This is a genomic window from Bacillus sp. SIMBA_074, from assembly GCF_046534555.1.
In the GTDB taxonomy this organism is placed as follows: Bacteria; Bacillota; Bacilli; order Bacillales; family Bacillaceae_G; genus Bacillus_A; species Bacillus_A mycoides.
Genome location: NZ_JAWRYM010000387.1, coordinates 1 through 279, shown reverse-complemented (window position 1 = coordinate 279; position 279 = coordinate 1). Strand labels below are relative to the sequence as shown.

Genomic DNA, 279 nt, shown 5'->3' with positions numbered 1-279 from the left:
GGGCAGACAGATTTTGCCGCATAATGCGCTTGAGCCAGGACGTAATCGGCTGACCGGCGAAAATGATGATTCCATTGATCGTCCAAAGCCAGCTGTAAGAGGACAACGGCATGCCTTTTTCGGTAATATAAGGAGCTACTCCTGTATTCCAAACCGTATTCGAAAAGAAGATAAAGGCAGCACCCAACGCCATGAACAAATACAGCTGGTAGCGAAGCAGCAGTGCAAATGAATTTGTGCGCTTTTTATCCTGCGCAGCTTCATTGGCGGAATCGCCAA

The 279-nt window shown here is 48.0% G+C and carries 1 pseudogene; it reads right to left on the bottom strand.

The annotated features are described in order from the left end of the window. Window positions 1–279, bottom strand: a pseudogene (locus tag SB773_RS31265) (MFS transporter); the annotation flags it as partial.